Origin of the sequence: Actinomyces marseillensis, assembly GCF_900155605.1 — a bacterium.
Classification (GTDB): domain Bacteria; phylum Actinomycetota; class Actinomycetes; order Actinomycetales; family Actinomycetaceae; genus Pauljensenia; species Pauljensenia marseillensis.
This window is the reverse complement of record NZ_LT707420.1, coordinates 531397-556114: the sequence shown is the minus strand read 5'-3', so window position 1 is coordinate 556114 and position 24718 is coordinate 531397. Positions and strand designations below refer to the sequence as shown.

At 56.5% G+C, this 24718-nt stretch carries 24 protein-coding genes; 9 read left to right on the top strand and 15 right to left on the bottom strand.

Annotation, left to right across the window (positions count from 1 at the left end; genetic code table 11):
* Positions 1–921 carry a Cof-type HAD-IIB family hydrolase gene (locus BQ8011_RS02400; RefSeq protein ID WP_072457156.1) on the bottom strand — a complete coding sequence of 307 codons (921 nt, stop codon included), beginning with the start codon at positions 919–921 and terminating at the stop codon, positions 1–3.
* Between the two features lie 19 nt (positions 922–940).
* Positions 941–1324, bottom strand: coding sequence for a hypothetical protein (locus BQ8011_RS02395; RefSeq protein ID WP_072457154.1), 384 nt, complete (start codon positions 1322–1324; stop codon positions 941–943).
* A 128-nt stretch (positions 1325–1452) separates the two neighbouring features.
* On the opposite strand from BQ8011_RS02395, the gene BQ8011_RS02390 reads away from it, so the two are divergent.
* From BQ8011_RS02390 to BQ8011_RS02380, 3 genes are read left to right on the top strand one after another with little or no spacing between them, the layout of a single operon-like run.
* Positions 1453–2919, top strand: a complete 1467-nt coding sequence (locus BQ8011_RS02390; RefSeq protein WP_234952138.1) for an adenosylhomocysteinase — start codon at positions 1453–1455, stop codon at positions 2917–2919.
* Positions 2920–2923: 4 nt separating this feature from the next.
* Positions 2924–4300 carry an amidohydrolase family protein gene (locus BQ8011_RS02385; protein ID WP_072457838.1) on the top strand — a complete coding sequence of 459 codons (1377 nt, stop codon included), beginning with the start codon at positions 2924–2926 and terminating at the stop codon, positions 4298–4300.
* Positions 4297–4773: a cupin domain-containing protein gene (locus BQ8011_RS02380; RefSeq protein WP_072457152.1), complete on the top strand. Its 477-nt coding sequence runs from the start codon at positions 4297–4299 to the stop codon at positions 4771–4773. Before BQ8011_RS02385 ends, BQ8011_RS02380 begins: the two co-directional genes overlap by 4 nt.
* Positions 4774–4786: 13 nt before the next feature.
* Here the strand turns inward: BQ8011_RS02380 and BQ8011_RS02375 are convergent, their stop codons facing one another.
* Entirely contained in the window at positions 4787–7069 is a 2283-nt protein-coding gene (locus tag BQ8011_RS02375) for an FAD-dependent oxidoreductase (protein WP_072457150.1), read from the bottom strand.
* Positions 7070–7163: 94 nt separating this feature from the next.
* On the opposite strand from BQ8011_RS02375, the gene BQ8011_RS02370 reads away from it, so the two are divergent.
* The 5 genes from BQ8011_RS02370 to BQ8011_RS02350 all read left to right on the top strand — a co-directional run bounded on the left by BQ8011_RS02370 (position 7164) and on the right by BQ8011_RS02350 (position 10931).
* Positions 7164–7757, top strand: coding sequence for a TetR/AcrR family transcriptional regulator (locus BQ8011_RS02370; RefSeq protein ID WP_072457148.1), 594 nt, complete (start codon positions 7164–7166; stop codon positions 7755–7757).
* 114 nt (positions 7758–7871) lie between these two features.
* Complete coding sequence (locus BQ8011_RS02365; protein ID WP_072457146.1) at positions 7872–8063, top strand: hypothetical protein; 192 nt, start codon at positions 7872–7874, stop codon at positions 8061–8063.
* Positions 8064–8290: 227 nt separating this feature from the next.
* Entirely contained in the window at positions 8291–9172 is an 882-nt protein-coding gene (locus BQ8011_RS02360) for an ABC transporter substrate-binding protein (protein WP_072457143.1), read from the top strand.
* A gap of 128 nt (positions 9173–9300) precedes the next feature.
* Complete coding sequence (locus BQ8011_RS02355; RefSeq protein WP_072457837.1) at positions 9301–10149, top strand: amino acid ABC transporter permease; 849 nt, start codon at positions 9301–9303, stop codon at positions 10147–10149.
* Positions 10149–10931 carry an amino acid ABC transporter ATP-binding protein gene (locus BQ8011_RS02350; protein ID WP_072457141.1) on the top strand — a complete coding sequence of 261 codons (783 nt, stop codon included), beginning with the start codon at positions 10149–10151 and terminating at the stop codon, positions 10929–10931. Before BQ8011_RS02355 ends, BQ8011_RS02350 begins: the two co-directional genes overlap by 1 nt.
* Positions 10932–10997: 66 nt before the next feature.
* On the opposite strand, the gene BQ8011_RS02345 is transcribed toward BQ8011_RS02350, so the two are convergent.
* From BQ8011_RS02345 to BQ8011_RS02335, 3 genes are read right to left on the bottom strand one after another with little or no spacing between them, the layout of a single operon-like run.
* Positions 10998–11867, bottom strand: a complete 870-nt coding sequence (locus tag BQ8011_RS02345) for an alpha/beta fold hydrolase (RefSeq protein ID WP_072457139.1) — start codon at positions 11865–11867, stop codon at positions 10998–11000.
* A 25-nt stretch (positions 11868–11892) separates the two neighbouring features.
* Positions 11893–13845 carry an ABC transporter ATP-binding protein gene (locus tag BQ8011_RS02340; protein ID WP_072457137.1) on the bottom strand — a complete coding sequence of 651 codons (1953 nt, stop codon included), beginning with the start codon at positions 13843–13845 and terminating at the stop codon, positions 11893–11895.
* A 1-nt stretch (position 13846) separates the two neighbouring features.
* Positions 13847–15595: an ABC transporter ATP-binding protein gene (locus tag BQ8011_RS02335; protein ID WP_072457135.1), complete on the bottom strand. Its 1749-nt coding sequence runs from the start codon at positions 15593–15595 to the stop codon at positions 13847–13849.
* 469 nt (positions 15596–16064) lie between these two features.
* Here BQ8011_RS02335 and BQ8011_RS02330 point away from each other — a divergent pair, with 469 nt between their 5' ends.
* Positions 16065–16427: a hypothetical protein gene (locus BQ8011_RS02330; protein WP_072457133.1), complete on the top strand. Its 363-nt coding sequence runs from the start codon at positions 16065–16067 to the stop codon at positions 16425–16427.
* 23 nt (positions 16428–16450) lie between these two features.
* Here BQ8011_RS02330 and BQ8011_RS02325 read toward each other — a convergent pair whose 3' ends face one another.
* The 9 genes from BQ8011_RS02325 to narH all read right to left on the bottom strand — a co-directional run bounded on the left by BQ8011_RS02325 (position 16451) and on the right by narH (position 24713).
* Positions 16451–17083 carry a hypothetical protein gene (locus BQ8011_RS02325; protein ID WP_231945344.1) on the bottom strand — a complete coding sequence of 211 codons (633 nt, stop codon included), beginning with the start codon at positions 17081–17083 and terminating at the stop codon, positions 16451–16453.
* Between the two features lie 2 nt (positions 17084–17085).
* A complete protein-coding gene (locus BQ8011_RS02320) occupies positions 17086–18741 on the bottom strand; it encodes an ABC transporter permease (RefSeq protein ID WP_072457131.1) in 1656 nt (551 codons plus the stop codon).
* Between the two features lie 28 nt (positions 18742–18769).
* Positions 18770–19594 (bottom strand): molybdate ABC transporter substrate-binding protein, encoded by an 825-nt coding sequence (modA, locus tag BQ8011_RS02315; protein ID WP_072457129.1) that lies wholly within the window; start codon positions 19592–19594, stop codon positions 18770–18772.
* Complete coding sequence (locus tag BQ8011_RS02310) at positions 19591–20007, bottom strand: TOBE domain-containing protein (protein ID WP_072457127.1); 417 nt, start codon at positions 20005–20007, stop codon at positions 19591–19593. The genes modA and BQ8011_RS02310 overlap by 4 nt, the downstream gene beginning before the upstream one ends.
* A gap of 74 nt (positions 20008–20081) precedes the next feature.
* Positions 20082–20792, bottom strand: coding sequence for a helix-turn-helix transcriptional regulator (locus BQ8011_RS02305; protein WP_231945343.1), 711 nt, complete (start codon positions 20790–20792; stop codon positions 20082–20084).
* A 411-nt stretch (positions 20793–21203) separates the two neighbouring features.
* Positions 21204–21467: a SemiSWEET family transporter gene (locus BQ8011_RS02300; protein WP_009408046.1), complete on the bottom strand. Its 264-nt coding sequence runs from the start codon at positions 21465–21467 to the stop codon at positions 21204–21206.
* 200 nt (positions 21468–21667) lie between these two features.
* Positions 21668–22456, bottom strand: a complete 789-nt coding sequence (narI, locus tag BQ8011_RS02295; protein WP_072457123.1) for a respiratory nitrate reductase subunit gamma — start codon at positions 22454–22456, stop codon at positions 21668–21670.
* Between the two features lie 8 nt (positions 22457–22464).
* Positions 22465–23202: a nitrate reductase molybdenum cofactor assembly chaperone gene (narJ, locus tag BQ8011_RS02290; RefSeq protein WP_072457121.1), complete on the bottom strand. Its 738-nt coding sequence runs from the start codon at positions 23200–23202 to the stop codon at positions 22465–22467.
* On the bottom strand, positions 23199–24713 hold the full coding sequence (gene narH, locus BQ8011_RS02285; protein WP_072457119.1) for a nitrate reductase subunit beta: 1515 nt from the start codon (positions 24711–24713) through the stop codon (positions 23199–23201). Before narH ends, narJ begins: the two co-directional genes overlap by 4 nt.
* Positions 24714–24718 lie beyond the last annotated feature (5 nt).

The window sequence follows — 24718 nt, the reverse complement described above, 5'->3', positions numbered from 1 at the left end:
TTATTCAGCAAGAAGAGCCCGCAGCACCTGCACAACCCCGGCCTCGTTATTCGAAGGCGCAAGGAAGCGCGCCGCTGCACGCACGTCGGCAGAGGCATTCTCCATCGCGAACGAAAACTCAGCCTGAGCGATCATCGACAGGTCATTTCCCGCATCACCGAAAACAGCCGTCTGCTCCGGAGTAACGCCCAGATAGTCCTGAAGTTCGCGCAGTGCGCGCCCCTTATCCACGCCGCGGTCTTGCAGATCAGCCCAATTCGCGGCCGAGATCGCAAACTGATGACTGCGGGCAAAGCGCCCCAAAGTCGCATCCGCAAGCGGGGTGACATCACCGGCACTGTAAACGGCGAGCTTAATGATCGCCTCGTCGATCCGCCCCTGTTCAATGTCATCGATCACCTTCATCAGGTCATCAACGCATTGCGTGCGCACGTAATATGGCGTGACAGCCGCCAAGAAACCTTCGTCTGTGCGTTCCACATAGGCGCAGTTTTTCCCACATACAACGAGGCCACCATCGAAGTTATCCCGAAGATCCCCCTCAGCTGCGCCCTCCCCCGCATCCTCGAGCACTTCGCCCGCACCAGGCCTCGGCAATGAGTGTTGACGGACCAAGCGCACGCTCTCACGCACCGTTGCAAGGTCAAGCGGAGCCGACGAGATTTCACGTCCGTCGCGCATAACGATCGCACCGTTTTCTCCGATAAAAGTGAGCCCCGGGCGCTCGGGGAACATATCGATTAAGCTCCACACTTGCCTGCCAGAAGCGGGAACAAAGACGATTCCGCGTTCGTCCAACTGGTCAAGAAGCTCGTCTAATCCGGGAGGAAAATCCTTCTGATCGTCGAGCAGCGTTCCATCCATGTCGACGGCGACAAGACGGATCTGGGCACCGGCGTAGGACGCGGGATCGCTGACCATAGTTTCACCCTCGCTGAAGTCACAGGTAGAAGACGTAGATATCGATGAGGCTATCAAAGAGTTTCTCGCCCGCAAGCATCAGGTTCACAAGCACAATAACAATGACCGCAGCGATGGCATATCCGCCCAAACTCCACAGGCGCGTCCCATGAGCTCGCGAGGCGATCAGGGCATATTGCCCGGTGAAAAACGCTACTAGTCCCAAGGGAAGCTCGTAGACCGCAAATGCCTCCACGAAGAGGGGGGTGGCCCACCCATAGGTAACAATTTCACTGAAGAAGGCCAGCGCAAACATCACGAGCATCAGCGCTGCGCACACGGCAGAGACAACTCCAGACGTCGAAATCATGCTGCCCGAAGATGAATGCGTCGTGGGTTGATCAGCTTCTTTCGTTTTCTGCATCGACCGTCTCCTCTCAACCTTTGAACGTCAACGATGTCCGCTCACACTATCCCATTGCCTCCTCAAAGCAAACTGCCTGCGACGCCGTCTGCCTGCCCATCAGCTGGAATAGTTAATCTGCTAGGTTGATGGATATGACCCATGCGCAATTGCTCCTGCGAGCCTATGCTCGCGCAACAAATATGTTGATTGCCGGACGGCGTTTCATCACCTCCGACGGAGAGCTCACCGCGCTCCTTGAGGCTTTCGGAGCCCAGGTCATTAGCCCTGATTGTTCCGAGGCCGCTCCCACAGGCCTCGACGTCATCTTCGACCTGGATGAGGGAGCATTTCCTCGTCCGGGTGCGATCACCGTCCTCGCTCCCGGCGGCAGCTTCCAAGGAGTTTACGCGCCCGATACTTCCCTTTTGCGTGGCCCCGAGGATCCCGAGCGCATCGCGTGGGCCCGTTCGCTCATGCCCGTCACCGAGGCCGCAGTTCGCCGCATTGCCCACCTCCTCCCGGGCCGCCGCATCGGCCTCGCCCTGGTTTTGGAACCTAAGACCGCTGCACTTGCTTTGATGCTTGCCGAGGCCGGTGCTGAAGTTTCCGTCTTTGGGCACGCAAGTGAGACCCGAGATGATGTTGCCGACGCACTGCGCCGCGCGGGACTGAAGGTCTTCGCCGACTCCCACGCAACTCGGGAGCAGGAAGAAGCACTCGCCCGCGACTTCCTCGCGGAAAACAATGAGTACCTGCTGGATGACGGTTCGCATCTTATTCGCATGGCTCACGATCCGGGTCGCGCTCCCACAGCGCTTTCCGCCTTGCGCGGCGCTGCCGAGGAAACGACCTCGGGACTGCGTCCGCTGCGTCATTTCCCTCTGCGCGTTCCTGTGATTGCCAGCAATGATGCACGTTCCAAGACCCTCTTCGATAACGCCTACGGCACGGGCCAATCCTGTTGGACAACGATTCTTGACATCATCGATCCTGCAGGAATTGGAGCCCCAGTCCCTGGAATGGCGGTCGGAGTCATTGGTTACGGAGACGTCGGCAAGGGGTGTGCTCGCTTTGGCCGCGCACTGGGAGGAAAGGTCAGTGTTGTTGAGCTGGACCCGGTCCGCGCTCTCCAAGCGCGCATGGATGGCTTCACTGTCGCCCCGCTGCCTGAGCTTGCCGCACGCGCAGGCATGTTGATTTCCGCGACGGGTGAGCCCTCGACAATTCCGCTCAACGCGCTTGAGGCTCTCCCCGAAAATGCGATTGTCACTGTCGCGGGCGGCGTGGTCGGTGAAGTTGAGATCGAAGAGGCACTGGCCGCGGGCTGGACTTTTACCGAGGCCGGCGACCCTCATGTGCAAAGGCTGACCAGCCCGACGGGCAAGTCCCTGCGCATCCTCGAAAAGGGCGAGGGCATCAACTACACGGCCGGGGAAGGCAATCCCATCGAGATCATGGACATGAGTTTTGGAGTCCAAGTCGGCGCACTTACCGAGCTACTGACTCACGGAGATGAACTCGCACCCGGTCTCCATAACCTTCCCGTCCACGCTGATGATGCGGTATCTCAAGCTGCGCTTGATGCACTTCGCGGGACAGGCAATGCACAATAGTTCTATGACTTCGACGCTTTCCCAGGATGACGCAGAGATCCTCAGCCCCCGCCCGCATTCCGACGTCGTCGAGGTCTACTCAGCTGGGCTCGTCATTCCGATCACCGCCCCATCCGTCTTGGACGGTGCTATTGCGGTTTCCGGTGGACGGATCGAACACGTGGGATCTCGTGATTGGGTCATCCACGCACTTGAGCAGGCGGGACGATCTTTCGTCGAACACCACGTAAACGGGGTACTGATGCCCGGCCTCGTCAATGCGCACACCCACTTGCAGTACACGGGAATGGCAGAAGTTGGCGCGAGGCGTTACACGGGTTTCCCCTCGTGGGCGCAGGCTTTCGACGCGGTCTATGACCATACCGAATTCGATTGGAAGGCCGAGGCCGCGCGCGGTGCTCGCCTATCGATCCGTTACGGGACAACCAGTGCTGCCGACGTCGTCACCGATCCCGAGGCCGCGGGCGCGCTCCACGACCTAGGCCTGCACGGCGTCGCCTACTGGGAAGTCATGGGGTGGTCGAATGAGGATTGGGCGGCTCACGGTCCGGCAAGCGTCAATGCCTCCCTGGATGCGATGCCCACTCCCCCGCAGATCGGCATTTCTCCGCATGCGCCATACTCATTGGACGCGGAACCGCTTTTGGATCTTCCCGACCTTGCGCGCCGACGTAACCTTCGCCTGCATATCCACTTGGGTGAATCCCATTCCGAGGCCGAGTGGAAAGAAGGCCGAACCGCGCAATTGGACGATTTATGGCGCAGCGGGGCCTCGACCTCCTTCACGGAAATGCGTTCCTTGGGCGGGGGCTTCTCGGCGACACAATTCGTCGACCAACTGGGGGTTTTGGGTCCTGATTGCCATGTGGCCCACGGGGTGTACATGACCGCAGATGACCGGCGTCGCCTGCGTTCTCGCAATACTGCTGTTGCTTTGTGCCCACGCTCGAATCGTGTGATTGGCTTGGATGCTCCCCCTGTTGCCGCCTACCTAAATGAGGGCAATTTGCTGGCCGTGGGGACGGACTCTCTGTCCTCTTCTCCCAGCCTTGACGTCATGGAAGACGTTGCGCTCCTGTATAAGATCGCTCGCGCTCAGGGTTATGGGGAAGGCGACCTGGCTCGTCGTCTGCTCCACACCGCAACTTTGGGCGGGGCTGTCGCCTTGGGATTGTCGACTGGCCCGCAGCGCGTTGGCCAGCTTCAGTCCGGCGCGGTCGCAGACATGGTGTTTTTCGATGTATCCGTAACGACGATTGTCGACACGATCGAGGAGCTCGTCCAAACCGGCGCTTCTCGCCAGATTGCAACGATTATTGACGGAGACCTGCGCTGGATCGATCCGCGTTTTACCGGCATCTTTGAGGGAGACATGCAATGACTACTCTCACTCCGCTCGCTTCCACGCTCGTCAAGCAACTTGACCTTGAGCCCCACCCCGAGGGCGGCCACTTCCGCCGCACTTGGACCGCACCCACGCATGTGGAAACCCCTCGCGGCCAGCGAGCCACGGCCTCGGCAATCCTCTTTGTGCTCGATCGCGACGAGGAAGCGGCTTGGCACCTGGTGCACTCCGATGAACTGTGGATCTGGTCGGGTCCGGGAGCGCTGGAGATTCACCTCGGCGGAGATGGCGAGGCCCCCAGTTCCGAGCCGCAGATCGTAGTCCTGGCGTCGCCGGATGCTGGCGATGCAGAACTCTCCCCTTCTGAGCCTTCGAACCCCGTGCAATTCCTTGTCCCCGCCGGTTCGTGGCAGCGTACTTTTGCTCGAGGCCAAGCGGCGCTGGCCACTTGCGTTGTCTCGCCCGAATTCTCTTTCGAGGATTGGAAATTAGCCTCGGCTGGTCAGTGAAAGACCTCCTGTTTCAGAAGGATTCACAGTAGACGCGTCCCCCTCCGCTTCGGATCACGCGACGCACATCGGCGACCATGGCTGGTGACCCACACACGTAGTAGTCGGCGCTTTGGTCGATACCTGTCATGCGTAGATAGTCCGTGACGCGGCCCTTGAATGCGGCGTCGCTTGACTCACGTGTCATGCAGCGAATCACGTGAGGGATCGGTGTCTTGAGCCAACGCGTCAGATCCTCGTCTGCGGTTGTACACCCAAAGAGCAGTAGGTCGTCAGCGCGGATCCCTTCATCAAAGGCGGCACAAAATGGGGCAATCCCACTTCCCGTTGCGATGAAAATCCTGCGGCGGGTGGGAGCCTCGTCGTTTCCGCGTACGTCGCTGTGAATGTCGAAATTTCCCAATGGGAGTTGGAGTTCGACCTCGTCTCCGGGCTGCAGGCCACGCGCGAAGGCTGCTCCCTTCCCCTTGGTTCTCACGTCGATGATGAAACGGGCGCTTTGTCCAGATGCGCTTGCCAAGGAATACGGCCTCCACTCAAAGGGAGCAACTCGGATCAGGGAATACTGGCCGGGGCACCACTGCAGTGAACGCGGGAGCTTGAGGACAATGTCTCGGATATGGGGGCTTAGCCATTGCGCCTGGAGGACCTGAGCGGCGAGGCGTGGAGCGCTGTGGGTTGAATGGTCCTGCGTTGGTTCTGGATCTGAGGTTTCACGTCCACTCGTGGAAGCAGCGCTCAGGCTCTGATTGATCTGCAAGTAGCCCTTTGGCCCGAGGATTCGACAAGCGCTTGTCCACCCCGCCATCGCGGCTCCGACAATTCCGGGAAATCCCGCATCTTGGCCCGTCAGGAAGAGCCCTGGGATTGGTGTTTCAGGGGTGGTCAGTCCCGCTGTGAATCGTTGCGGGGTAAGAGGAAGGCCGTAGAAGCATCCCTGTGAATGAGAGGTGTAGTGCTCGATGGTGAGAGGCGTCGCTACTTCTTCGTAGCGAACAGAGTGCGCAAAGCCCGGGAGAGTGCGGTCAACGAGCGCGATCAATCCATGCGCCATTGTTGATTTGAGCAAGTCGTAGTCGCTTCCCCTGTCCCCTTTAGTTGTCTCCTCCCACGTATGGAATGCGCCGGCTTCAACGAAGGAGACAATTTCGGCGGTGGCGTGCTGGTCGTCTGCTTTGAGCCCCGGGAAGGAAACAAATGCCGTTTGGGGATTACCTTCCATCAGCGCCGCGGTCAATGCCGCTGGAGTCTGCGAGCCGTCACCCTCGTTGATCCAGATATTGGAGCCGTCGATCCCCTTGGGATAGTGGTCAAGAGTGAGGTAGACGATGACTGCTGTCCCCCCATATCCCATGCGCACGATCGATTCGCGTATCGGTTTTGTGAGTTTTCCCGTCCTTCCCTGCGCAGGAAGTAAACGGTTATACGTTTCGCTTGCTCCGACTCCGGAAACAATGATCGGGGCACGCTCTTCATAAGTCACTGAATGTGCACCGGAAGTATCAGTGACGCGGACTCCAACCGCCCGACCGTTTTCGACAAGAATTTCTTCGACGCTTTGAGAGACGCGAATTTCTCCCCCATTCGCGCGGATCTTTTCTTCGATCATTCGCGAGATCTGCCCGCTTCCTCCGCGAGGAAACCACGCTCCATTCATGTAGTGGCCGACGATCATCGCGTGGGCGACAAAAGCACTGCGCTCAGGTTCGACTCCGTAGTCCCCCCAGTGCATTGTCAGGAGTGTTCTCAACGCGGGATCGCGAAAACGACGATTCATATAGTGCGCAGTCGTCTCACATGCGAGCGATGTATGCATCTTCTGCGCCAAGCCGATCAAAGGGGCCACCTGTTGCGGGACAACCTGACGAACATAGTTGAGCGTCATCCACGAGTATGCCCGCGCGACATCCTTGAAATAGCGCTTCAGTGCTCGTTTCTCCTTCGGAAAGAGCGCCTCAAGCCGCTGGCGATAGAGAGCTGCGTTTGATGGGACATCAAGAGTCACTCCGAGCTTTGGGAGGCAGAAGCGGTCGTAGCTATCGGGCATCTGCATCCACGAGAGTTTCCCGTCCGTGAGGTAATCAATGATGTGACGAGGCCGAGTCCCCGGAGCCATGTCGCCGACGTAGTGCAAACCTACGTCCCAGCTTGCGCCTTGGCGTCGAAATGCGTGGGTAAGTCCCCCTGGGGTGGAATGTTTTTCGAGGACGAGCACTCGCTTTTTCGCCACTCCTGCGAGCAGTCCTGCGGTTGTCAGTGAACCTATTCCTGAACCGATCACAATTGCGTCGTACATACACACCCCTACTACTTGACAGTGTCTAGTAATGGAATCATGCACTCATAGACACTGTCAAGTAGTAACGGCACATTTCCCCTATACTGATGCCATGACACGCTCAAGCGAAGCTCCCGGCCTACGCAAAACGATCCTCACGATCAGCGGAGAACTCCTCAACGAAGGAGGACCCGCCTCTCTGTCCATGCGCGAGGTCTCGAGGCGAGCCGGATGCACACACCAGGCTCCCTACCACCACTTCAAAAGCCGAGAGGGAATCCTTGCAGCGCTCATTACAGAGGGATTCCTCGCCTTGGAAAAAGCGCTCAGCGAGACACTTCGCGCCAGCGCAGATGCGACACCCCAGGAGACAACGCGCGCAGCAGGACACGCATATCTGACTTTCGCCCTGAAAAACCCAGGGGTTTTTCGCATCATGTTTCGCTCTGACATGTACGATCCCGACTCACACCCCGAGCTCATCCAGGCCAGCCAAGCAGCGCGTTCCCAGCTCCACGGCCTCGCAAAGATTGCCTACGGGAGCGAGGATCCACACGCAGAAGCAACGCTTTGGGCGTACATCCACGGCCTCGCAATCCTCGTTCTCGACGGACCACCCGCACTTGGGGGGAGCGCAGAAACAGAAACACACCAATTCGCCCACGGGTGCATTGACTCCCCCTTCTTCATCGATGGTATTTCTTAACGTGTCACCCCAGCCTCCTTTAAAAATTGAAGCTATCGACAAGAACACCACCATGCCTTAGGCTGAGAGAGCGTTCCGGTAATCACTGGAAGTATCACTATTGAAGGAGTCATCGTGGATCTGGAAAACATCAAGAAGCAGGCCGAAGAAGGCTTTGAAGCTGCAAAGGACAAGGCCGGAGACGTCGTCGAGGCAGTTAAGGACAAGGCCGAAGACGCTAAGGACAAGGCCGAAGACGCCGTCGAGGCGGCTAAGGACAAGGCCGAGGACGTCGTTTCAGACATCAAAGACAAGCTTGGCAAGTGACCATTAGCGTCAAATAAATCAGAGGGCAGATCCAATCATCGGGTCTGCCCTCGGGTATTAGATATAGTCTAACCCGCATCCCAGAGTGATTTTTACCAAATCTCACCATCTGCACTATCGCTTCCCACCCGGTCGCAATTGCATTTAGCCTTATGACATGGGTGCTTTGCCCCTTCGCGGCAGGCACTCACAACAAAATTGTCCCAATACTTCCTTAGGGAGCACACGTGGTTCGTCCCAAGATCCATTTCCGTAAGTCCGCACTCGTCGCAATCGCAGCAACCACCGTCATGGCCCTGAGCGCGTGCGCGGGCGGGACCACTTCAAGCAACACCACTTCCGCAAGCGCCGATGCTAACGCAACCGGCGAAACACTTCCCACCGTCACCAAGGGCAAGCTGACCATCGCCACCGGCGACCCGGCCTACAGCCCCTGGGTCCTCAACGACAACCCCGAATCCGGTGAAGGCTACGAGGCCGCAGTTGCCTACGCCGTCGCCAGCGAGCTCGGATTCTCCAAGGATCAGGTCGTGTGGAAGCGCACCACCTTCGATTCGGCAATCGCACCCGGCGCCAAGGACTGGGACTTCAACATCCAGCAGTTCTCCATCACCGATGCGCGCAAGCAGGCTGTGGACTTCTCCAGCCCCTACTACACAACCTCAGAAGCGGTTGTCGCCGTTAAGGGCACTCCCGCCGCTGAAGCAAAGAGCATTAACGATCTGAAGAAGCTCAAGTTCGGCGTTCAGGCCGGCACGACTTCCCAGAACTACGTGATGAACAAGCTCAAGCCCAGCGTTGATCCCCTGGTCTTCAACGGTTCCGCCGATGTTGTCCAGGCCCTCAAGGGCGGACAGGTTGACGCAATCGTCGTCGATCTACCCACCGCATTCAACGTGATCGCAACCCAGGTTGACAACGGCACGGTCGTCGGTCAGTTCACCGCAAACGAGGACGGCAACAGCTTCGGCCTGCTGCTGCCCAAGGGAAGCGCGCTGACCCCTGCGGTCACCAAGGCTGTCGACAAGCTGCGTGACAATGGCACTCTGGCCGAACTCCAGAAGAAGTGGCTGGCGGACGCCGCGTCAGCTCCGATCTTCGAGCAGTGATTCTTCTTCTCCGGCTTGGGGTCTTCCCCAAGCCGGAGAATTTTCATTTATCCTTCCGCTGATTGCCCCGCGCACTCGTTATCCATTTAGAGGACCCCGTGCTCAATCACTCTCGTTCAGATGACCCGATGGCTGAATTCCCAGTCTCTGCGGTCGAAGAGCAGCGCCGTCGTTATCGACGTAAACGCACCACTCGTTCGCTTTTTATTTCCGCGATTTCCACCCTGATTATCGCCGCCATCATTGTTGCGGTCCTTGCTTCCTCTCCCGGATGGAAGACCACACAGGAAACCTTCTTTAACTGGGAATACGCACGTCAGGCCATTCCCGCCGTGCTCTCCGGTATGTGGCTGAATATCCGCATGCTGCTGGTGGCAGCAACCGGCGTGGCAATCTTCGCAACCCTCCTGGCTGCTACCCGCACCTTGGCTGGACCGGTGTTCTTCCCGCTACGTTTCCTCGCGGCCGCCTACACCGATATCTTCCGCGGAATCCCCTTCATCGTCGTCTTGTACTTGATCGGCTTCGGTATCCCGGCACTCAACCCCTCGAGGCGCATCGATGTCACGCTCTTGGGCACTGTCGCGCTCATCATCACCTACACCTCGTATGTTTCCGAGGTTCTGCGCGCAGGTCTTGAATCCGTTCACCCCTCGCAGCGCTATGCGGCGCGCTCCCTTGGCCTCACCCACGGTCAGACCATGCGTCACATCATCGTTCCCCAGGCAGTCCGCAAGGTCACCCCGGCACTGATGAACGACTTCATTTCGATGCAAAAAGACGTGGGCCTGATCTCGGTCCTGGGCGCAACGGATGCCATCCGAGCCGCTCAGCTCCAGCAGGCGACTACCTACAACTTCACCTCCTACGTGGTTGCAGGCATCTTCTTCATCATCTTGTCCTTCCCCTTCATTCGTCTTTCCGATTGGTACACCGCGCGCCTGCGTAAGCGCGAACAGATGGGAGGAACCGTCTGATGAGCCAGACAACAGTCACGAACGAGGCCAACGAGCAAGCGACCTGCGATGAAACCGTTCTGAGCATCCAAGGCGTCGTCAAGCGCTTCGGATCCAATATCGTGTTGCGCGGCCTTGACCTTGACGTCCGCCGTCACGAGGTCGTGGTCCTCTTGGGTGCATCCGGTTCCGGTAAGTCCACCCTCCTTCGCTGCGCCAACCTCTTGGAACGCGTTGATGATGGGCAAATCTTCCTCTCGGGCCAAGACATCACCGATCCGAGTATCAACGCGGACAAGATTCGCGCGCAGATCGGTGTCGTCTTCCAGCACTACAACCTCTTCCCTCACATGTCGGTCATCGACAACGTCACCCTTGCAGCACGCAAGGTTCACGGATGGAGCCCCGAAGAGGCAGCAGAGCGCGGAATGAGCCTGCTCGAGCGAATCGGTCTTGCCGCAAAGGCCCGCGAGTTCCCCGATCGCCTTTCGGGCGGTCAGCAGCAGCGCGTGGCAATTGTTCGCGCGCTCGCCACGAACCCTGAGCTTTTGCTTCTCGACGAGATCACCTCGGCACTGGACCCCATGCTGGTCGGCGAAGTGCTCGACCTGGTTCGCGAGGTCAAGGACAGCGGTTCAACGATCCTCATGGCTACACATGAGATTGGCTTTGCCCGTCAGGTCGCCGATCGCGTCGTCTTCTTGGAGCGTGGAAAGATCGTCGAACAGGGACCGCCTGAAGAAGTCATCGGAAACCCGAAGATGCCTCAGACTCAAGAGTTCCTTGCTCGAGTGTTCCACTGAGAATAAGCGAATAGTTGTGTGTCCCTTGGCGGCTTCCCACGGAAGCTGCCAAGGGACACACGGCATTTAGTCCGCGGGTGATTCGACGTCTTCCCAGAAGCGCGTCACGACATCCGCCAAAACAGCTGGATTTTCCAATTGAGCACTGTGCTTCGCATCGGGAATAGTCTCATAGCGTGCTCCAAGAACCAGCGCTTCTTGACGATGCATTCGCTCTGGCCAGACGCTGTCCCCTACCCCGTGAGCAATCAGTACGGGAAGTCCGCTCTGGCGCAGGGGCACAGAAACATCCGGATAACGGGCCAGAATAATGGCCGCTCCCATCAGCGAATCCTCACTTGTCACCATCGATCGATGCGCAATGAGCTCTTCCCGAGGATCCTCACTCAAGAACTGCGAAATGTACCAAGCCGAAAGCCTCTTCCCCGTCGTCGAGGACAGCAAACGCTGACGCAAGGGAGTCCACCGCATTCCTTCGGGGGGCCTAGGACCGGTAGAAAACAGGGTCAGTGAACGGAAAAGCTCAGGGGCTTTCACCGCAGCCTGCCGCGCAATGACGCCCCCGAAGGAGTGCCCCAAGAGGTGCACGGGCCTCTCTTGAGCGCCCATTGATCGAGCAACTTCAATCAGGTCGCCCACAAAGTCACTCAAACGGTAATTTTCCACGCCCTCAGGGGCCGCGGAATCAGCCTGTCCTCGTTGCGAATATGCAAGCGCCGCGCGACCGCGCTGCGCCAAATAGGGCATAAAGGGAGTGAAGTCTTCTTTTGAACCCGTAAAACCTGGCACGAGGAGCGCAGGGGTCGACCCAGCCACGGCCTCGTCAGTCACTACCGCAGTCAAGACGCCAGCGGCACTGGGAATCCCCAGGCAACGCAAACCCTCGGGAAGACCTCCCCCAAAAGGCGCGCAATGAACTTCTCCACGTATCTGCATACATTCCCCCACGCACATTGGAGTTTCACTCGAGCTCAAAAGCACCCGTGTACAGCTGGTAGTACACGCCCTTTTGAGCAATCAGTTCGTCGTGGCTTCCACGTTCAATAATACGGCCGTGATCCAGCACCATAATGGCATCGGAATTGCGGACCGTTGACAGACGGTGTGCAATGACGAAGACCGTACGCCCCTCCATGAGGTTATCCATGCCGTTCTGGACCAATGACTCAGTACGCGTATCGATCGAGGAGGTCGCCTCGTCCAGAATCATCGCCGGCGGATCGGCAACAGCTGCACGCGCAATAGACAGCAACTGTGCCTGCCCCTGCGAGAGGTTTGACCCATTGCCGCTGAGCTCGGTCTGGTAGCCATCGGGAAGACGCTCAATGAAGGAATGAGCATTCGCGAGCTTTGCGGCTGCGATACATTCCTCATCGGTCGCGTCCAGTCGCCCAAAGCGGATGTTATCCATGACGGTACCGGTAAAGAGCTTCACATCCTGAAGCACGACGCCCAGCGAGCGACGCAAATCAGGCTTATGAATCTTCCTGATATTGATACCATCAAAGCGGATCTTGCCATCGTCAATATCGTAGAAACGGTTGATCAGGTTGGTGATGGTTGTCTTACCTGCACCCGTCGCGCCAACGAAGGCGATCTTCTGACCGGGTGTTGCCCACAGCGAGATGTCGTGCAAAACCATCTTCTTCCCGTCGTAGGAGAAGTCGACATTTTCCATGACCAACTCGCCGCGCAGACGAGTGTAGGTAATCGTTCCATCGCTGTGGGGGTGGCGCCATGCCCACACTCCCGTGCGTTCTTCAGTGGGATGGACATCGCCACTTTCATCGACCCGCGCGCGGACCAGGGTCACGTAGCCCTCGTCTTCTTCACTCTCTTGCTCCATCAAGGCAAAGACTCGGGAAGCACCCGCAAGACCCAGGGCGATCATCGGGACCTGCATCGAGGCCTGCCCCAGCGTCTGCGTAAAGTTACGCACCATGCCCAGGAAGGAGACGACAATACCGACGGTGATTGTGCCCATACCCGCAAAACCAAGGTTCGGCGCGTGAAGCTCGATCATGATGCCACCGATGAGTGCGACAAGGACGTAGAGGATATTTCCAATGTTTCCCAGCGCCGGCATGAGCATATTGCCGAATTGGTTAGCGCGCTCCGAATCGTTGAAGAGCTGGTGGTTGTATGTGAGGAACTCTTTCTTGACGGCGTCTTCGTGGTTGAAGACCTTGATGACCTTCTGGCCATCCATCATTTCTTCGATATAGCCTTCCTCGTCGGCCAGTGAGCGCTGCTGGGCAACCATAAATTTCGCTGAGCCGCCGCCCATCTTCTTAGTTACGCCGAACATTGTTCCCGACATCAAAAGGACCACAAGTGTCAGCCACACCGAGTAGCTCAGCATAGTTGCGAGCAGCGCAAGGATGGTCAAGATCGAGGAGATCAAGGTCGGGATCGACTGACCGATCAACTGACGCAATGCGTCCGTGTCATTGGTGTAGGTCGACATCACCGCGCCGTGCGGGTGGGTATCGAAGAACTTCAGGGGCAAAGACTCCATGCGATCGAACATGTCGTCGCGCATCTTCTTCAAAGTGCCCTGGGTGATGATGGCCATCAGTCGCGTGTAGATGAAGGAACACACGATTCCCGATCCGAAAACAATCCCCATCACGGTAACGATGCGGATCAAGGTTGGCATGACTGCAGGAAGGCCGTGTTCCATGCCCGGGAGAATTACGCGGTCAACGATTTGCTGGAGGAAGATCGCACCAACAGCCGATGCGATTCCCGAAACAATGATGCACACGAAGACCACAAGGAGAAGGCCCTTGTAACTCGCCCACAGGTACTTGAGGAGCCGACCAAGCGGCTTGGGGACGCCTTCAAGCTTGTGCGGATCCTTTTCTTCCGCTTGCAGTGTCTGTTCTTTTTGCTCTGTTTGCTGCGTCGTCATCTCAGGCCACCTCGCTTTCGCTCGGGCTGTTTTGTGTGTCGTACAGTTCGCGGTATTCGCCGCCCAAGTCCAGAAGCTCTTGGTGCGTGCCGTGTTCCTTAATGCGCCCGTCATCCAAAACAATGATCTGGTCGGCGTGCTGAACTGAAGAAATGCGCTGGGCAATAATGATCGTTGTCGTATCGGGGATTTCGGTCTCGAATGCCTGTCGAATCAACGCATCGGTCTTGGTATCCACCGCGCTGGTGGAATCATCCAAAATGAGGATCATGGGCTTCTTGAGGAGCGCACGAGCAATGCACAGGCGCTGCTTTTGGCCACCAGAGAGGTTGGCGCCGCCTCGTTCGACCATGGTGTCGTAGCCATCGGGGAATTGACGAATAAACTCATCAGCCTGCGAAAGCTCGCACGCACGGATCAGCTCCGCATCGCTCGCGTCCGGGTTGCCCCAACGCAGGTTTTCTTTGATCGTTCCCGAGAAGAGGATGTTCTTTTGGAGGACGACGGAAACTGCATCTCGCAGGGGTTCGAGGCGGTAGTCGCGAACGTCGATGCCGCCGACCGTGACCTTTCCTTCGGTGACGTCATAGAGGCGAGGGATCAGCTGAATGAGTGAGGTCTTTGCAGAACCTGTTCCGCCCACAATACCCAGTGTTGAACCGGCGGGAATAGTCAGGGAGATATCCGACAGTGCTGGGCGCTCTGAGTCTTCCCTGTACTTAAAGGTGACGTTTTCGAAGGTGATATCCCCGGTCGGGACCTCGCGGATACCGTATTCGGGAGAGGTCAGCGGCGATTCGTAACGAAGAACTTCCGCGATACGATTCGCGGATTCTCCAGCGATCGTGATCATGACGAAGATGAAGGCGAGCATCATCATGGCCGTCAGGATTTGGATGCCGTAGGTGATTAGGGCCGAGAGCTGACCTGTGGTCAACTCCGTACCGCCAGAGGCAACAATCATTTGTGCGCCGATGAAATCCACCAGCATGATGGCTGCGAAGATGAAGAACATCATGACGGGAGTATTGAGTGCCAGAACCTTCTCCGCGAAGGTGAAGTCTGCTCGCACTTCCTCTGAACGACGTGCAAAACGCGTCTTTTCGTATTCTTCATTGACGAAAGACTTAACGACGCGAATACCTGCAATATTCTCTTGCACCGAGTTGTTCAAAGCGTCGTACTTCTTAAAGATCCGGCGGAAGACCGGGAAGATGAAGATGATGATCCCGAACATGATTGCCGCCAGGAAAGGCAACATGATGAGGAAAATCAGGGACATGTGCCAGTTGATGCGAAGCGTCATGACGATCGAGAAGACGACCATCAACGGGACACGGACGGCAACACGGATAATCATGCCGTAGGCGTTTTGGACGTTTGTCACGTCCGTTGTCATGCGGGTAACCAGGGAGGACGTCGAAAAACGATCGACATCCCCGAAAGAGAAATCCTGAACCTTAAAGAAGAGGTCTTGACGCAGGTGCTTTGCCAGACCAGCTGCTGCGGTTGCTCCGAAACGGGCGGCGAGGATTCCGAAAAGGAGCGAGAACATCGCCATAACCAACATGAAGACGCCCAGGCGCACGACCGGGGTGAGCGCGCCGCCTTGAAGGTGATCAACCAAGGAGGCCATGACCAGGGGGAGGAAGCACTCAAGAATGACTTCTCCCGTAACAAAAAATGGCGTCAGGAGTGATGCACGACGATACTCGCGAAGGCTCCTCAATAAGGTACGAATAATTGACATATAGTACTGAACCCCTGGCTGATTACTGTGTGTAGTCCATGCCTACCTGGCGGTGTCTTGAGCACGGAGCCCCGCTGCGACAACGATAGGAATGCCGAGAAGATGTGATGTCTTCATATTAACCGTCGTCGTATCAATTGGCATTGCGCGTCATTTCCTTCGCCATACTCATTCATAGCTTATTCATAGCTTGACCCCAAAGCTCCCACAGATTCGCCTCGTACATTTGCAATATCAGACATCGGGGGTCGCAAGGCCCCGTCTCCTTTTACCTGTTGAGGGACGCTGTTTTTTACGCATATTGTGTTGATGGGATGCACCGTGGGGGTCGGTTTCACCGGCCCCCACAGTGTTTTCCTATCCATGCAGCTCGCTTCCATAAAAGCCACTAAATATTCAAACTTTCTTTCGTTATACTGTGCCCAGCACAATCTACTCACAAGACAGCAAATCTAGAGGAGCGCGAGCAATGACGAACGACCAGGTAGCACCGCAGGCGACCCCCGAAAAGCAGACCGAGGACAGCATTCCTACTCGCCGCCTCGACCCCGCCGCCGACGTACTCGGGGCAGCTCAGTGGACCTGGGGATTTTCTACCAAGCACACGCCCTCAACGATGCTTCACCTTCTTCTCCTCCCGGTGGCCATCATGCTTCTGCACGCGGGGCTGACCAGTCGTGAGAACCTATTCCTCCCCATTTCAGTAACCTTGGGGGTTTTCTTAACCGCTCTGGGCGCTCAGAGCCGTTCATTTCTGCTCTGCACGATTTCCGTCATGATTCTGCTCTTCCCGGTCTATCTCGTCGTCTACGGACTTCTTTTTAATCCGTAATAGACAGTGAGGTCAGTGAGCTCTTATCCGCGGACTTCACTGACGTGTGTTACCACGCGCGTCCGGGGATACATCGAGACGGTAAAACTGTCCTCGTAGATGCAGTGCTTACGAAGTTGTCTGTATGCGTGAGTATTCGTGTAATTCGTGCCATCAGTGAACTTCAGATTGATCTCTTCGCCTGACTCCTTCGCCAAGGTGACACGCGTTGTAAATATGCGGGTCTTTAAATTTCTCCTGCGCATCACGGTTGAAGTCTCTTCTTTGTGCGCCACGCAACGCACGGTGAGTTCCTGACTTCCCGACACTGCATCTGCTACGACCTGGGCGCATAAGACCGACCCCATTCCGACAAGACCGCAGTCGATGGCAACCAGCCCGACACACAACACCTTTGACATCATGGGAGACAAACGGCGACGGAATTGCACCGCATCGCGCACGCTTCCCTGAGCACACCGCTTGATGATGGGAATCAACAACATCGCAACAGCGATAGGCGTCACGCACACCAGTGCCCAGCTCACCAACGCAAAAGACCACAATTTTGGCGACATGAGGTAGAAGAGTGGCCCGGTGATACCAGTGATGATGAATAGCCACAGGTTGACTGTGCCGCGCCGACTCATTGAGCGAAGCGATAGCAGTGGTTTCACCTTTACTCCTGCCCGAGTGCCCTCTCCAATGCACTCAGCCCCATTGCCAGCAGCGCGGAATCACTTCCCTGTGCCTGGCTCATCGATTGATCGACAAGTTCGCGCCATGGACCTTGCCGCAGAACACAACCATTCTTCAATACGATGATCCGCGCGTCCAGTGCCGCGGCGTCTTCGATCTGGTGCGTGGCCATAACGATCGTCCTGCCCGCAAAGCGCTGCGCAATCAACTCGCGCAAGCCGCGCGCCGCCTCGACGTCAAGCGCCGCCATCGGCTCATCCAAGAGCAGCACATCCGGGTCCACGACCAGCGCTCGCGCGAGCGCGATTCGCTGTGCTTGGCCCCCAGACACCTGCGCAGGCCGACGCTGCTCCAATCCTGCCAAACCCACAGACTCCAGGGCTTCGCGCGCACGCACCTCGGCCTCGGCAGTGGGAATGCCCGCGCAACGCAAGGGAAAGGCAACATTGGCGAGCACACTCATGTGAGGGAATAGAACGGGCTTCTGCTCCAAAGTGGCGATCTTTGGCTGGCGACCCGAAGCGCCATCTGGCCACTGCCAGGTACAGGTCATCTCCGGAGCATCGAGGGAAGCAGAGATCACCGACAAAAGCGTGCTCTTTCCCGAACCGTTATGACCCATAAACGCCGTGACGGCGCCGCCATGACAGGTGAGGTCGACATCGATATGCCGCTCGGGAAGTTTTCCGGCAATCCGCACGCCGGGGACAAGGCGGCGTGGAGGCTGGTCTTGCGCGTCTCCATTCTCATTCCCGAGGCCGTGGCCGGGCTGCGTGGCCACGCGCGAGGTCTCTGAGGGAACTTTTGCCTCGTCAAGGGCGGCACCACCCATCAGGCGCGAATACCACCACTGCGAGAAAGCCGAAGCGCCGCCAACTAAGACAAGTGCGACAAAGACCAAGATCACTGACAACATCAGGGCCATATCAGTTGACTCTTCGCGCTGGAGGTAAATCTCTAGGGGAAGCGTACGGGTTACTCCAGCCAACGACCCAGCAAAAGTGATCGTCGCACCGAATTCACCGAGCGCTCGCGAGAAAGCCAAAGCGGTCGAAGACACCAGCGCGGGAATCGTAAGCGGCAGGGTGACAAACCAGAGCGTCCGTGAGGGGGTAGCGCCCAAAGACGAGGCGACGCGTTCCTCATCGAAACCTCGCGTGCGCAGTGCACCTTCGAGCGAAGACACAAAGAAAGGCAGCGAGACGAAGGTCTGCGCCATGATGACCGCAACCGTCGTGAAGGCAATATTGATGCCGAAGATTTGCAGATAGGCTCCGATCAGCCCACGGCGGCCCCAGGTGATTAAAAGCGCCAAACCCGCGACAACCGGCGGAAGAACCATGGGCAAGGTGACCATGGAGCGCAGGAGCCGCGACCACCACGTATCTCGCGCACGCGCGCACACCAGCGCCAGCGGGAGTCCAACAAGGATGCATACAAGGGTCGAGGAAAGACAGGTGCGCAGCGAGAGCGCAAGGGCCTGCGAACTCAGTGCTTGAGTGAATAGGTGGGGAAATTGAACCCAATCAATGCGCAGGAGCAGTGCAATGAATGGGACAAAGAGAAAAAGAACAGCACAGGCTGCGGGGAGTGCGATCCATCGCGGGATCCCCGCATGCCTATGCGTGCGCGTCATCGGTATGAATTCTGTTCTCTTCGGAATCTCAGCCCTGATCAGAGGCAATCGGACCCGAGAAGCCGTACTTCTTCAGCACCGCCTGTCCCTTGTCGGAAAGAACGGCATCGATGAACTTCTGCGCGGCTTCCTTGTTCTTTGTCGAGACGGTCAGGGCGATCGGGTATGAGTTCACGACCTCGTTCGCTCGAGCAACCTCGATGGTTTCGACCTTGTCGCCAGCGGCCTTCGCATCGGTCGCATAGACCAGGCCTGCATCGGCTTCACCGCTCTCGACCTTTGCGCGTACGTCCGTCACCTTCTGTTCTTCAGAAACCGGGTTGAGCGTGACGCCAAGCTTTTCCGCCAATTGCTTGGTCGCGTTACCGCAGGGAACGCCCTGTGCGCACACAACGAGCTTCTTCCCATCCAAAGAAGCGTCGAGGCCGGTGATCTTTCCCGGATTTCCCTTGGGGACAATCAGTGTCAGGACATTAGATGCGAAGGGCTTTGGCATATCGACGAGCTTCGCATCACTTGCTTTGGTCATGTTCTTCTGGTCTGCAGATGCAAAAACGTCAGCAGGTGCGCCTTCCTTCATCTGGTCAACCAGAGTCGATGAGCCCTGGAAGTTGAAGGTCACCTTGATGTTCGGATCACTTTCCTTGAGGAGTGTGTCGGCCATCTCGGGGAATGCCTTGTTGAGCGAGGCTGCTGCGAAAACCTTGAGTTCGACGGGCGTTGCGCTGGCAGTCGGCGCCGTTGACGAGGCCTCGGAGGAACTAGAGGAAGCTGATCCACTTCCTCCCGAACACGATGAGAGAGCAATAAGACTTAATGCCGCGATGACGGCAATTCCACTGAAGCGTTTCATAGGTTCCCTCCGCGCGGGATTTGAAGAGAAACATTCGTTGCTTTGATTTGTGCCATAGCAATAGAGCCAACCTCAAGCCCCAGCTCACGCACCCCTTCAGTGGAGATCAGAGAGACGACTCGATAGGGACCACACTGCAAATCGACTTGGCTCATTACTGTGTCACTGCGGATAGCAATTACCAGCCCTTGAAGGTGGTTTCGAACGGACTGAGAGTCCTGTCCTGCAGCGATCTGGTGAACTTCGGGTTGACTGACGATGAGCTCGGCAACCGATGCGCCATCAACGCGTAGTGGCCCATTATTTCCATTGTTTTCCGCGCGTCTAACTAGGCCCTCGTCGAGCCAACGACGAACGGTATCGTCACTAACACCAAGGAGGGTCGCAAGAGTGGAGATTTTGTAGTGTGGCACGCACTCAGTTTAATGGAAATAAACAGATATTTCCGAATAAATTGAATTTTTTTAACTAACTCTCCGCAAATACGTCATTCTCCAGCTGCTTGGCGTACGGGAATATCTTCAAAGAGCACACGACATCCGCAATCATCAGCAAAGGGAACAACCGTCAAGGAGATATCCCCATTGCTCAGCTCCTCCACAATGTGGCGGACGGCCGAGCCGTGCATGCGACAAACGATCTGTTGAATACGGGTATCCCCAATACCCACGTAGGGGCAGGAATTAATGGAAAGATTCCCGTCATCGGTATTTTCGGCACGGAAGCCGCGCGTCGAGAGGAACACCCTCAACAAAGAGAAGAGTGCTTCCTGATCATCGTGAGCAGCATCAAAAGCACCTGATTCGCGAATGAGGTCAACATACTGCTGCCCCCAGTTGCGCCCCATTGCGTCCGCAAGCTGTTCGCCGCCATCGTCCGCCTGCGCCATTGCCGAGGCCGCAGCAATAAGAAGTTCTGTCGACTGACGCTGGAGGCGAGCTGCGTCTTCAAGGACAGCAATTTCGTAGTACATCGCGGGACGACCGCGACCTTCGGGCGAATGCGTGCGGCGCACGACCAAACCCTGTTCGAGTAAGGGGATCAGGGTCTCACGGACAGAGTTCTTGTGAATGCCAAGGTACTCGGCAACCTCAACGACGGTTGCCTCTCGACCAATATCTGTCAACGCATGCAAAACCTTGCGTTGAGCGGGAGACGCGGTCGCCAACTGGGTGATCATGTATTCGATGCCGTTCAATCTCTACCCCTTTTCCATAAACAGTCATAAAGTTTGTCAGAATAAGCTTTGTAAGTGTATAAATTACATTTCTACAGAACTAAACTATTCCCCTGTTTAAAATAAATTGATTCATATTTTATAAAATCAATATGTATATATAGTTCCGAAAACAGAAGATATTGCATTGTTTTCACTTTAATTGAAAGCTATTCTTGTCAAACCAGGTTTTACGAAAAGTCTTATTTGTGCCACATTTGTACCAAATTGAACTTTAGTCTATTTGTATATGAAATCTAATTTAGTTAATTTAGATTTAAATTCGGTATATATATTGTTGAATATAGTTCGCCCGAACAAATAGAATGCTTGCAATCGGCAGAAATAACCGGCAACTATTTTATGAAGCTGCTGGTTTTGTTTATTTAATTTTTATAAAGAAGTAATAAAAGTTAAACCGCCTAATATCACTCCCGCTGCATTGGGAATGATGAGGATCCAGTCTTTTTTAGGTTCTTTTGTCCAACCATAGATTACCCAAATTAAACAAGAAAATGCTGCGAATAGTGGTTGGAATGGTTGAGCTTTTTCTCCTTGTAAGTTAGCGATAATTTGTGGAATATATGCAATAAAGACAAGGATCCCAATAAAAGCTCCAATAGATCCGACAAAGCGATTAATTTTTTGTTTAGACATGTAATACCTCCTGGGGTTTTTATATCAGAAAGGAGAATCGACCGGCTTTCACCTCGCCGTTAGTCACAGCTACTCCTTGTCTTGAGGGACTTGGTTGACATTCTAGTGCACAGACAACAACTAGCCGTCATTCGTTTCAAATACTGGGGCCTGTATGCGCAGGTCAGCACATACAGGCCCCAGATCACATCACCCACAGATCAGGCACCCTGATAGGGAGCATCATCTTCGGGGAAGCTCTGGGCCTTGGGACCTGCAGCGCCACCTCGAACCGGCGTCCAGCCTCGTGCGGGACGAGAGGTAGAAGTCGCCGATCGACGTGAGCGGTAGACAACGTAAGGACGCGTCGGGTATGCCACCGGAGCCGAGACGACGTGCACCAGACGGGTGAAAGGCCAGGCAGCAAAAAGGATGAAGGCAGCAATGATGTGCAGCTTGAACTGGAGCGGGACGTCCGTCATCAAAGAGACATCAGGCTGGAGCGTGAAAATCGAACGGAACCACACCGCGATTGTCTCGCGGTAGTTGTAACCACCAGGCTTACCCAAGATCTGCGTCGTCAAAGTCGCCGCAGCTCCCAAGAGGATGGCGCAGGTCAAGAGAAGGTACATGAAGATGTCATTGCGGTTAGTTGCCAGACGCACCGACTTCTTGACAATGCGTCGATACAAGAGGCCGAACAGACCAACCAGCGTCATCAGGCCAGCAATACCACCACCAATGATGGCCACCATGTGGTAAGCATGCTCGCTTACGCCCATTGCCTCGGTCCAGGACTGCGGAATAACCAGGCCCATGACGTGGCCTGCAGCAACGCCCAAAATACCGAAGTGGAATAGGGGCGATGACAGACGCAGGATGCGGCCTTCATTGAGCTGAGATGAACGCGAGGTCCACCCGTACTGATCGGTGCGATAGCGCCAAATCAACCCGCCGATAAGGAGGGTGAAAGAAATGTAGGGAAGCACTCCCCAGAGGAAAAGGTTCATGACAATCCTTAGAGTTCGTTCTCACCCGCGGGCGAAACAAGGGAAGACGGTGTTTGGATAGTGGGCCACGGCAGTTCGCTTCGATCGGCCATACCGACCATCTCGGTCGGGGGACCCTGACGGACCAGGGTCTGCATGCGAGCAAAAGTTGCGTCATCTACCTCGGGCAAAGCCATTCGCAAAGCAGCAACCACATGCGCCCAAGGCGAAGACAGCGAAAGCAGTGCCGCGTGAAGGATCTCAACACCCTCGCGGTGCGAAGCCAGCATAGCCTCGACCAGCTCATGCTCTTCACCTTCGGTTCGCGCCGCCAACTCCAAAATATTGGGAAGGTAGTCGGGCAGCTGATCATTCTCAAGCTGCCAGCCAACGGCGGCGTAGAGGTCACGAACAATGGTCAAAGCAATACCGCGCTGGCGGGTGTCACCCGTAGCGTAGTAGGTCAGCTCCAAGCAGCAGCGACGCTTCTGGTCGAAGGTCTCAACGTAGGCCTCTTCGACCTCACGACGCGACTTGCCTCGTGCCCACTCAAGGAACTGCGAAAACTCCGCAGCAGCCTCGGTACTGACATGCCCCAAAGAGGAGTCAATCTGAGCGAGGATCTCATCCCATTCCTGCCCCGGGTAATCCAAAAGGGCAGCAGCGATCATGAAGGTTGCGGCGCGTGACTCCCGGCTCTGGTTCACAACCGGAACCGCGGGAGCCGGGTTACGCGTCGGAATGAAAGTCGCGGTCTTTTGACTCATTCGGGTCGCCGACCAATCGAGACGGGGACCTTACCACCCTTGTGTGAACCGCAGCCGGACTCTGTACCTTCGCCCACCGGGCACAGGTACGGGGTCGGGGTACGCATTTCCTCGGGGTGCGAGGTCGGGATCACGTAGCGATCCTCGTACTTTGCAATCGAGAGCAGACGGTACATGGCCAGAACTTCTTCTTCGGTCATGCCCACGGACTCGGGGATCGAAGGATCCACGGGCTGCCCCATATTGACGTCACGCATGTAGGAACGCATGGCGGCAAGGCGGCGGAGCGAAAGCTCGACAGGGCGAGTATCTCCAGCGCTGAACAGTCCTGCCAAGTATTCCAGCGGAATACGCATGGTGGACAGTGCGGTCAGCAGAATCTTGTGGTTTTCACCATCGGCACCCGATTTGGTCACCGCGTCCACAACCGGGGAGAGCGGCGGGATGTACCACACCATGGGGAGAGTACGGAATTCGGGGTGCAGAGGAAGAGCCAGCTTGTAGTCGATAATCAGCTTGTAGGCGGGGGAATTCTGCGCGGCCTCGATGAAGGAACGCGGAATGCCAGAGGCCTGGGCTGCGGCGATGACCTCGGGATCATTGGGATCCAGGATCAGATCACGCTGAGCGTAGTAGAGCTCCTGCTCATCCTTCACGGAAGCAGCCTCAGTCACGCGATCGGCGTCGTAGAGGACAACACCCAGGTAGCGCAGACGACCAACGCAGGTCTCAGAGCAGATCGTCGGCTCGCCAACTTCAATGCGCGGGTAGCACAGCGTGCACTTCTCGGCCTTACCGGTTGAGTGGTTGAAGTAGACCTTCTTGTAGGGGCATCCGGAGACGCACATACGCCAACCACGGCAGGCATCCTGGTCAACCAGAACAATGCCATCTTCTTCACGCTTGTACATCGCGCCAGAGGGGCAGGCCGACACACAAGTGGGGTTTAAGCAGTGGTTGCAGATACGCGGCAGGTAGAACATGAACGCTTCTTCGATGCTGGTTTGCACCATGGTCTGCATCTTGGCAAGCGTCGGGTCCTCGTGCATGGTCTCCAAGGAGCCACCCAAGTTGTCGTCCCAGTTCGGGCCCCACTCGATGGTGTCGATGGTCTTACCCGTCATCTGCGAGCGTGCACGAGCAGTTGGCATTGCCTTCGCTCCGGCGGGCGTGGACAGCAGGCGATCGTAATCGTATGTCCACGGCTCGTAGTAGTCGTCGATCTCAGGCATGTCGGGGTTTGCGAAGATCGTTGCGAGCTTCTTCAAACGCCCACCGCTGCGAGGAACGAGCTTGCCAGACTTGGTCAGGCGCCACCCGCCCTTCCAGTGATCCTGATCTTCCCAGGTGCGCGGATAGCCAACACCCGGTCGGGTCTCAACGTTGTTGAACCACATGTACTCGGTACCTTCGCGGTTCGTCCATGCCTGCTTACAGGTCACCGAACAGGTGTGGCAGCCAATGCACTTGTCAAGGTTCATCACCATGACGACTTGACTCATGACCTTCATCGTTT

What these genes read in the sequence shown, in the direction of transcription:
- BQ8011_RS02350 (WP_072457141.1), top strand. Translation starts at nt 10,149, where the DNA reads ATGAGCCAGACAACAGTCACGAACGAGGCCAACGAGCAAGCGACCTGC.
- BQ8011_RS02300 (WP_009408046.1), bottom strand. Translation starts at nt 21,467, where the DNA reads ATGTCTAAACAAAAAATTAATCGCTTTGTCGGATCTATTGGAGCTTTT.
- narJ (WP_072457121.1), bottom strand. Translation starts at nt 23,202, where the DNA reads ATGAGTCAAAAGACCGCGACTTTCATTCCGACGCGTAACCCGGCTCCC.
- BQ8011_RS02390 (WP_234952138.1), top strand. Translation starts at nt 1,453, where the DNA reads ATGGATATGACCCATGCGCAATTGCTCCTGCGAGCCTATGCTCGCGCA.
- BQ8011_RS02375 (WP_072457150.1), bottom strand. Translation starts at nt 7,069, where the DNA reads ATGTACGACGCAATTGTGATCGGTTCAGGAATAGGTTCACTGACAACC.
- BQ8011_RS02340 (WP_072457137.1), bottom strand. Translation starts at nt 13,845, where the DNA reads ATGACGACGCAGCAAACAGAGCAAAAAGAACAGACACTGCAAGCGGAA.
- BQ8011_RS02335 (WP_072457135.1), bottom strand. Translation starts at nt 15,595, where the DNA reads ATGTCAATTATTCGTACCTTATTGAGGAGCCTTCGCGAGTATCGTCGT.
- BQ8011_RS02400 (WP_072457156.1), bottom strand. Translation starts at nt 921, where the DNA reads ATGGTCAGCGATCCCGCGTCCTACGCCGGTGCCCAGATCCGTCTTGTC.
- modA (WP_072457129.1), bottom strand. Translation starts at nt 19,594, where the DNA reads ATGAAACGCTTCAGTGGAATTGCCGTCATCGCGGCATTAAGTCTTATT.
- BQ8011_RS02380 (WP_072457152.1), top strand. Translation starts at nt 4,297, where the DNA reads ATGACTACTCTCACTCCGCTCGCTTCCACGCTCGTCAAGCAACTTGAC.
- narH (WP_072457119.1), bottom strand. Translation starts at nt 24,713, where the DNA reads ATGAAGGTCATGAGTCAAGTCGTCATGGTGATGAACCTTGACAAGTGC.
- BQ8011_RS02385 (WP_072457838.1), top strand. Translation starts at nt 2,924, where the DNA reads ATGACTTCGACGCTTTCCCAGGATGACGCAGAGATCCTCAGCCCCCGC.
- BQ8011_RS02330 (WP_072457133.1), top strand. Translation starts at nt 16,065, where the DNA reads ATGACGAACGACCAGGTAGCACCGCAGGCGACCCCCGAAAAGCAGACC.
- narI (WP_072457123.1), bottom strand. Translation starts at nt 22,456, where the DNA reads ATGAACCTTTTCCTCTGGGGAGTGCTTCCCTACATTTCTTTCACCCTC.
- BQ8011_RS02320 (WP_072457131.1), bottom strand. Translation starts at nt 18,741, where the DNA reads ATGACGCGCACGCATAGGCATGCGGGGATCCCGCGATGGATCGCACTC.
- BQ8011_RS02345 (WP_072457139.1), bottom strand. Translation starts at nt 11,867, where the DNA reads ATGCAGATACGTGGAGAAGTTCATTGCGCGCCTTTTGGGGGAGGTCTT.
- BQ8011_RS02355 (WP_072457837.1), top strand. Translation starts at nt 9,301, where the DNA reads ATGGCTGAATTCCCAGTCTCTGCGGTCGAAGAGCAGCGCCGTCGTTAT.
- BQ8011_RS02370 (WP_072457148.1), top strand. Translation starts at nt 7,164, where the DNA reads ATGACACGCTCAAGCGAAGCTCCCGGCCTACGCAAAACGATCCTCACG.
- BQ8011_RS02395 (WP_072457154.1), bottom strand. Translation starts at nt 1,324, where the DNA reads ATGCAGAAAACGAAAGAAGCTGATCAACCCACGACGCATTCATCTTCG.